Raw genomic sequence first — 6,403 nt, 5'->3', positions numbered from 1 at the left:
ATTGGAATGGGAGTATTTTAGATGAGATTGATACGGTATTAAACTTCGCACGAACAATGACATGGAAGGGGGGAAATCCTGTAGTCAAATTTGTTGCCGAAATCTATAAAACTGGGGTCAAACTTACTAAACAAGCAATGGTAGAGGTGGAAAATCAAATTCAACGATTAACTTGTTTAGAAGTACAAGGTGAGCAACTGAATCTTGGTAAATGGTTTGTTGATATTTTCTACATCCCAGAATCAAAGCTGGAATGATTTTTTAATTGTAAGTCCCTTACTTTCTTTGCCATCCACTATGACGATCGCTTCACTGGGGTATAATCTACCTGTATTTGTAGTCAGGGGTACAACTTGAACGCGATTTAGTGCAGCGTTAGCCGCATCGTTGCTAACAATAACCGCAGGTCTAGTCTTCCGAATTTCGCCACCCACTGAGGGGTCGAAATCTACCCACCAGACTTCACCCCTGAGCATCATTGACGCTCCCAATCAATCCGTTACTCCATGCCAATGCTTCGCGCTCCCGCTCGGTATCCGCTGCCATTGCTTGATAGGCAGATGTCAGATCTTCTTTTAAAACGTGAGGACGTGCTAAATTTTCGAGGAATTTACTAATATTACCTTTGCCGACAACCCGATAGAGAGCGTCATAAACCTCTCGATCGATCGTAATGGTCATTTTCTGTTGCATTGCAATTATTGCTCAATCTATGATGTCATTTTAACACGTACACGTACACATATGAAATTCTCTGTGGTCGATCGCTACTGCTGAATTAGTATTTCTCGATCGAGCCTAAGATTGGCTAACAGAATTTAGAACGATTGTCGCCAACATTGACTTAATTGTCAAAAGTCTATAGGGTTACCATTCTAAGAGACTCTTTCTACTAAAATTGAGTAACCACTATCGCATCGATCCCACCAATGCTCACCATTCCCCCGCTGCTAATAGTTCAGGATGTACGCGCTGGCTACGTTCCTGGCTCGGATATCCTCAATGGGATTAACTTTGTCGTCCAACCAGGGGAATTAGTCGCAGTCATCGGCGGAAATGGTGCGGGAAAATCCACCCTAGCTAAAACAATATTCGGACTGTTAACACCGCATACCGGAACGATTACTTTTAAAGGCGAACCAATTACTGGGTTAAAATCCGATCGGATCGTTCAAAAAGGGATGTGTTATGTCCCCCAAATCTCGAATGTATTTAAGTCACTAACGATCGAGGAAAATTTAGATATGGGTGGTTTTATCCGCTCTAACGATCTCAAACAGCTCAAACAAAAAATCTACACCATGTTTCCCCGACTTGCCGAGCGGCGCAAACAACGTGCGGGAACGCTCTCTGGTGGCGAACGCCAAATGCTAGCGATGGGTAAAGCTTTGATGCTCGATCCCGAATTATTAGTACTCGATGAGCCATCAGCAGCACTTTCACCCGCTTTAGTCACTGATGTCCTCAAGCAGATTCGGGCAATCAATCAAAATGGGACGGCAATTGTACTCGTCGAACAAAATGCTAAAAAAGCTCTGGCAATGGCAGATCGCGGTTATGTTTTAGATACTGGAATTGTCAAACATGAAGGTAGCGGTGCAGATCTACTCAAAGATCCGAAGGTAATTGAAACTTATCTGGGTGTTGGCGGACATTAACGGTGTGCCGAATGCTGAAATTTCCAGCTCAAACCTGAAATAAAATTAGTAGTAACGTGAGCCACAATCGGGATAAATAGATTACCTGTTTCGACCATTGTAAATGCGAGTAATATGCCAACAACTGTCGCCCAGATTGCGTAGGGCCATTGCTGCATATTCGTCATGTGCAACACCCCAAAGCAGATCGAAGATAGCACGATCCCGATCGGATCTAGACCGATTGCAGGTAACATTACTCCCCGAAACAATAATTCCTCACTCAATCCAGGTAGCAGCCCCAGCCAAAACATATCGGGGACAGCTAACGGCTTTAGTACCATATCGAGATAAAAATCTGCACTCTCTCGATAAATAGCCCAAACTGCATAGACGATCGCACTCAAGCCAGTCAATCCCAATCCTAGCGCAATCCCAATCCCCAAATCCTCAATGGCAATCGTGACTGGGCGTAACTGAAAGTCTCCAAAATACAGCCACGTTTTAGCTATTCCCACCAAGATGATGGCAGTTACCGCCATCGCAATCAAAATCTGCATTCGCGATAAGGGTTCGGTGTCTGGGTTGTGCGAGTTACTCATCTAGGCTTTAGGTTTTAGGCTTGATAGCTTTAGGGGTAGAAGAGGGGGGAGGGTAAAGGTATTAGTTGCACATAATTTAGGTGTATTAACATGCCAACTGTCAACTGTTTAACACTCTTTAAGTCGATCGATCTGTGGCCGAAAACTATCGAGACTCATCCCAGCTCGATCGACCGTAATGACACCGATCGCTTCTAAGTACGATCTTACCGCAATCGATCGAATCTTGAGTTCCTTTGGGGTCACAGCCATCCGCGTCTGGTTTTCAGCCACTGTAATAATTTTAGCGCGGGAAGATCTTGCAAAACTAATTAGCCCACTTCCGCCACAGGCAGATTCAGGGATAATCACGGCATCGACTTCATCATTCCAGATCCCTTGCCTGAGTTGAATTGCGGCGTAGGCGTCACCCCTATTTTGGGACGATTGGGGTGTGGCGATAAATTGGGGTGCACGACTCAAGCCAACCAAGACACAGGGTAAGAAAGTATAGCCCAACTCCTCCGCAGCCGAACGCGGCGAAATCTCAGGATCGATCGGTAGTGGTGATAGAGCTGGTGCGTGAGCGCAAGGTACTTTGAAAGTCCGCACGACGAGATGACTGATGACTGCTTCAGCTCCAGCTAGTGGATCTACACCAATTCCGTGACGGTAATCGTGGAGGATCGTCGCGCCGAGATCGTCTGGAAATCTGGCAATTACGGCGATCGCTTCTGCTCCAGCTACCGTAATCAGTTTATCCACCGCCCGTAACAAACTATCCGGCTGTTGAATCGTTCCCCAGGAGGCTCCAGAAGACGCTGTACGCAGCTCTACGCCCAATGGCATGTCGGTCACGACATAATCGGTTAAATCCAGCCCCAACGTCGCTCTAGAAGCATCTGCGGCTTGAAGATGGCGGACGCGCAAGTCATCGGAGATCGATCGATCGAACACGATCCCGATCCGATTTTTGCGGACTGGTTGCAGTCCCCAAGCACCCGCCGCAAATTTATCTAAGGCGTAACCCTCGACATAGAGCGCGTTTGGCATACTCCAATACAACTGCGCCCCATTCATCACATTGGGATGGGTAATTAAGCGATCGCAACTTGCCGCAACTGCTCTAGCAATGGGTAAAGCATCCCCAGCATAGCCACCCATCGCGGCTCCGATACCTGTGGGGACGATGAGAACTACTGTGTAAGGATGAGTGGACATAAATAACAGGTGATGGACTGGGCATCGATCGATCGCGGCTGTGTCCATCATCAGGCAAATTCCCGATCGATTCAACCCCATCGAACTCACCACCCCACATTTGACTGTCTCTTGCAACGATCGATCGTCAACAACCTAGTCGTATTCATGCTCCAAAATCGCAGGCATCAACACCGTATCGATTTTGTGAATTACCCCATTATCGGCGAGGATATCCATCTGAGTGACTAGAGCATCATTAATCCGAATCTCCCCGCCCGCTCTCTTGATGGCAATAATCGAGCCTTCCACCGTGGGAGCCTCATCGATCTCTGCCAAATCGTCAGACTGGACATTTCCCATCACCGCGTGGTACAGCACGATGCGTTTTAGCTTGGGAATATTTGCAAACAAGGCATCGCGATCTGCTGCTGGCAACTTTGCAAAGGCATCATCAGTCGGTGCGACGATCGTAAACGAACCTTCGCTATTTAGCGTATCTTCAAGTTCGGTCGCCTTAATTGCCTTTAACAATACGGTAAAGTCACCGGATTTGGAAGCTGTTTCTAATAAATTTGCCATGCTTATTTATACTCAAAATTTAGATGATTGTTGACGCACTCAATTAAATCGCGGTCGAACCATATCGCACTTTACCAGATATGTAGCAGCCGCCAAATCGTCCAAAGGGGTGAGATTGTCTCAGATCCAAGGTATCGCCTAGCACTTTGGGTACTCTTGGCGTAACTCGACTACGCAATGCCAAAGGCAAGGCTACGCCAGCATCACAAGCATTGCCCGTGAAGCTCTGTCGAAGAGGATCGACGATCCTATTGATACTGTCATCCAATTATCGGCTGTGATATTTACTCACAGCACAATTAGCCCCTGATTCCTAGTTTCTTACCCGTCATCTATAGCAATGGCGGTAATATTATAGATGCGATCGATAAAATCAGCTCAGGGAATGCCAAAGGTGAAACTGAATGAGTTTCTGTCAGAATTAGTTGGCTACCGTAACCTGTGGGTGTGGGATCTCGAAAGATCTGAACTTGGCGATTTTTGATATCTATTACCCAATATTCAGCGATACTCGATTCTCCAAGGAGAGGCTACGCCAACGAGCATAGAGTTTATCTTTGACTTCGCAGTCCTGTTTGAGTGTCGAATCAGCGACTTCGATGACAAGATAGATATCTTCAGCACCAGGATGAGCTTGTGCGTAATCTAAGATAGTTCCTTTAACAAGGGCAAGATCTGGTTCTGGTTCCGAAAAGTTATCTAGTCGAATCGGATATTGTGTGCTGACAAAAACAGCAGGATCTACAAGTGCATTTTCTAGTGCAGTAGCTAACAACCGGAGAGTAAGTACATGAGGAGTTCTTTTAGCTGTCATTAGTATAATTTGTCCAGCAATTAATTCAGTCCGTTCACTAGGATCGAGAATACCCAAATCACTCATCCGGTGATATTCTTGGACAGTCCAGTATTTAAAATGGATGGATGATGATGATTCTATCGCTGTGCTCATATTCAGAGGCTCCACCAACGTATTCGACGGTACACTAGAATCGGGCAGTGTTTTTAAGACAGTCATATTTTAGGATCTCCGCTTTGCACCTGTGTGGATCGAAAGCTTGACTACTATTTTAAGCCACCGATCGACGATCTCGGTAATAATCAAAGACGATTACCTCTCGGCGCGGCTGTGCCAATAACCAAACTTGCCACCCATGTTTCCTAGCTTCTTACCCCTGAGCGTCAAGCAACTTACAGAGCAAGAATCGAGCGCATTTGCCAGTCAAATTCAGCGCTTCGATATCCTCACATCCTTACTTTCACAAGCAATTCCAACTAGTTATATCCATCAAGGTACGGGTGGTATCCCGATTGTCTTTCTACATGGATTTGATAGTTCGCTCTTTGAATTTCGGAGAATTATTCCAATTATTTCACCACATCAACAAGTTTGGGCGATCGATCTTTTAGGATTTGGATTTACTGAAAGATCGATCGACTGTCCGTTTAGCAAGGATAGTATTCTTACTCATCTTCAGGCATTTTGGCAGACACAGATTCAACAACCAATGATATTAGTCGGTGTCTCGATGGGTGGTGCAGCCGCGATCGAATTTACATTAAATAATCCTGAAGCCGTCCATAAATTAGTCCTAATTGACAGTGCTGGATTCACACAACCTCCAGCAATGGGGAAATTTTTAATTCAACCTCTAGGCAATTTAGCTACTAAATTTCTATCGAGTCCGAAAGTTCGCAAAAGTGTTAGTGAAAAGGCTTATTTCGATAAAGAATTTGTCACTGTAGATGCTCAATTGTGCGCGGCTCTCCATCTAGAAATGCCAAATTGGCGAGAAGCTTTGATTGCATTTACTCGGAGTGGTGGTTATGGATATTTACTAGATAGATTGTCAGAAATAGAGCAAGAAACTCTAATTCTCTGGGGTAAGTGCGATCGGATCTTGGGTACTGAAGCAGCGCAACTATTCAAGCAAAATTTACCTAACGCTCGACTCGAATGGATCGATAATTGCGGACATGTTCCCCATTTAGAAATGGCACAAATTACGGCTGAGTATATTTTGGATTTTGCTAGGAAATAACAATCTAAATCAGATCCTTGGGTATCGATCCTGGTGCGTTACGACTGATGCCTAACACACCCTACATTAACTCTAATTGGACACTGTGATAAATCCGGCAAATAGCTCCTCGATACTTTCTAATAAGTGGTTGCGCTCGATCGAAATTGCTGCTTGCGAAGCTAAAGAGCGGACGATCTGCTGTTCCCAATCAGAGTAAGGTTGGGTAATCGACAGCGCATTCTCTGGTGTAATTTGAAGATCGGCTTTGAGCTTGCGATCGATCAGTTGCAATACCCCAATCGTCTCGCCCTCCCGATTTTGCATCGGGATTACCAGCACTGAAACGGTTCGATATGCAAATTCTAAATCGAACTGCCGATCG

General features: G+C 45.4%; 9 protein-coding genes and 3 pseudogenes. 3 read left to right on the top strand and 9 right to left on the bottom strand.

The window, feature by feature from the left end; translation table 11 throughout:
* Window positions 1–257 (top strand): annotated as a pseudogene (locus ACEW9J_RS04415) (ISAzo13 family transposase); the annotation flags it as partial.
* A 12-nt stretch (window positions 258–269) separates the two neighbouring features.
* On the opposite strand, the pseudogene ACEW9J_RS04410 reads toward ACEW9J_RS04415, so the two are convergent.
* Window positions 270–476: pseudogene (locus ACEW9J_RS04410) on the bottom strand (type II toxin-antitoxin system PemK/MazF family toxin); the annotation flags it as partial.
* On the bottom strand, window positions 463–693 hold the full coding sequence (locus tag ACEW9J_RS04405) for an addiction module antitoxin (protein ID WP_373543925.1): 231 nt from the start codon (window positions 691–693) through the stop codon (window positions 463–465). The gene ACEW9J_RS04405 and the pseudogene ACEW9J_RS04410, both read right to left, overlap by 14 nt.
* Before the next feature lie 236 nt (window positions 694–929).
* On the opposite strand from ACEW9J_RS04405, the gene ACEW9J_RS04400 reads away from it, so the two are divergent.
* Entirely contained in the window at window positions 930–1,658 is a 729-nt protein-coding gene (locus ACEW9J_RS04400; protein ID WP_373543924.1) for an ABC transporter ATP-binding protein, read from the top strand.
* Here the strand turns inward: ACEW9J_RS04400 and ACEW9J_RS04395 are convergent.
* The 6 genes from ACEW9J_RS04395 to ACEW9J_RS04370 all read right to left on the bottom strand — a co-directional run bounded on the left by ACEW9J_RS04395 (window position 1,655) and on the right by ACEW9J_RS04370 (window position 4,949).
* Window positions 1,655–2,239: a CPBP family intramembrane glutamic endopeptidase gene (locus tag ACEW9J_RS04395; protein ID WP_373543923.1), complete on the bottom strand. Its 585-nt coding sequence runs from the start codon at window positions 2,237–2,239 to the stop codon at window positions 1,655–1,657. The genes ACEW9J_RS04400 and ACEW9J_RS04395 overlap by 4 nt on opposite strands.
* Before the next feature lie 108 nt (window positions 2,240–2,347).
* Window positions 2,348–3,439, bottom strand: a complete 1,092-nt coding sequence (locus ACEW9J_RS04390; RefSeq protein WP_373543927.1) for a DUF3326 domain-containing protein — start codon at window positions 3,437–3,439, stop codon at window positions 2,348–2,350.
* A 135-nt stretch (window positions 3,440–3,574) separates the two neighbouring features.
* Entirely contained in the window at window positions 3,575–4,000 is a 426-nt protein-coding gene (locus ACEW9J_RS04385; protein ID WP_373543922.1) for a fasciclin domain-containing protein, read from the bottom strand.
* A 43-nt stretch (window positions 4,001–4,043) separates the two neighbouring features.
* On the bottom strand, window positions 4,044–4,268 hold the full coding sequence (locus ACEW9J_RS04380) for a hypothetical protein (RefSeq protein WP_373543921.1): 225 nt from the start codon (window positions 4,266–4,268) through the stop codon (window positions 4,044–4,046).
* Between the two features lie 64 nt (window positions 4,269–4,332).
* On the bottom strand, window positions 4,333–4,464 hold the full coding sequence (locus ACEW9J_RS04375) for a hypothetical protein (RefSeq protein ID WP_373543926.1): 132 nt from the start codon (window positions 4,462–4,464) through the stop codon (window positions 4,333–4,335).
* A 26-nt stretch (window positions 4,465–4,490) separates the two neighbouring features.
* The gene (locus ACEW9J_RS04370) at window positions 4,491–4,949 is read right to left on the bottom strand and encodes a Uma2 family endonuclease (RefSeq protein WP_373543920.1); all 459 of its coding nucleotides are present in this window, start codon (window positions 4,947–4,949) and stop codon (window positions 4,491–4,493) included.
* Window positions 4,950–5,151: 202 nt separating this feature from the next.
* Here ACEW9J_RS04370 and ACEW9J_RS04365 point away from each other — a divergent pair, with 202 nt between their 5' ends.
* Window positions 5,152–6,039: an alpha/beta fold hydrolase gene (locus ACEW9J_RS04365; protein ID WP_373543919.1), complete on the top strand. Its 888-nt coding sequence runs from the start codon at window positions 5,152–5,154 to the stop codon at window positions 6,037–6,039.
* A 78-nt stretch (window positions 6,040–6,117) separates the two neighbouring features.
* Here the strand turns inward: ACEW9J_RS04365 and ACEW9J_RS04360 are convergent.
* Window positions 6,118–6,403 (bottom strand): annotated as a pseudogene (locus ACEW9J_RS04360) (GAF domain-containing protein); the annotation flags it as partial.

The sequence above is a fragment of the Chamaesiphon sp. genome, assembly GCF_041737865.1.
Classification (GTDB): domain Bacteria; phylum Cyanobacteriota; class Cyanobacteriia; order Cyanobacteriales; family Chamaesiphonaceae; genus Chamaesiphon.
The sequence above is the reverse complement of the archived record's forward strand: the minus strand, read 5'-3'. Positions and strand labels throughout refer to the sequence as shown.

Excerpts from the sequence above, each read along its gene's own strand:
- ACEW9J_RS04405 (WP_373543925.1), bottom strand. The coding sequence starts at position 693 with ATGCAACAGAAAATGACCATTACGATCGATCGAGAGGTTTATGACGCT.
- ACEW9J_RS04400 (WP_373543924.1), top strand. The coding sequence starts at position 930 with ATGCTCACCATTCCCCCGCTGCTAATAGTTCAGGATGTACGCGCTGGC.
- ACEW9J_RS04395 (WP_373543923.1), bottom strand. The coding sequence starts at position 2,239 with ATGAGTAACTCGCACAACCCAGACACCGAACCCTTATCGCGAATGCAG.
- ACEW9J_RS04390 (WP_373543927.1), bottom strand. The coding sequence starts at position 3,439 with ATGTCCACTCATCCTTACACAGTAGTTCTCATCGTCCCCACAGGTATC.
- ACEW9J_RS04385 (WP_373543922.1), bottom strand. The coding sequence starts at position 4,000 with ATGGCAAATTTATTAGAAACAGCTTCCAAATCCGGTGACTTTACCGTA.
- ACEW9J_RS04370 (WP_373543920.1), bottom strand. The coding sequence starts at position 4,949 with ATGAGCACAGCGATAGAATCATCATCATCCATCCATTTTAAATACTGG.
- ACEW9J_RS04365 (WP_373543919.1), top strand. The coding sequence starts at position 5,152 with ATGTTTCCTAGCTTCTTACCCCTGAGCGTCAAGCAACTTACAGAGCAA.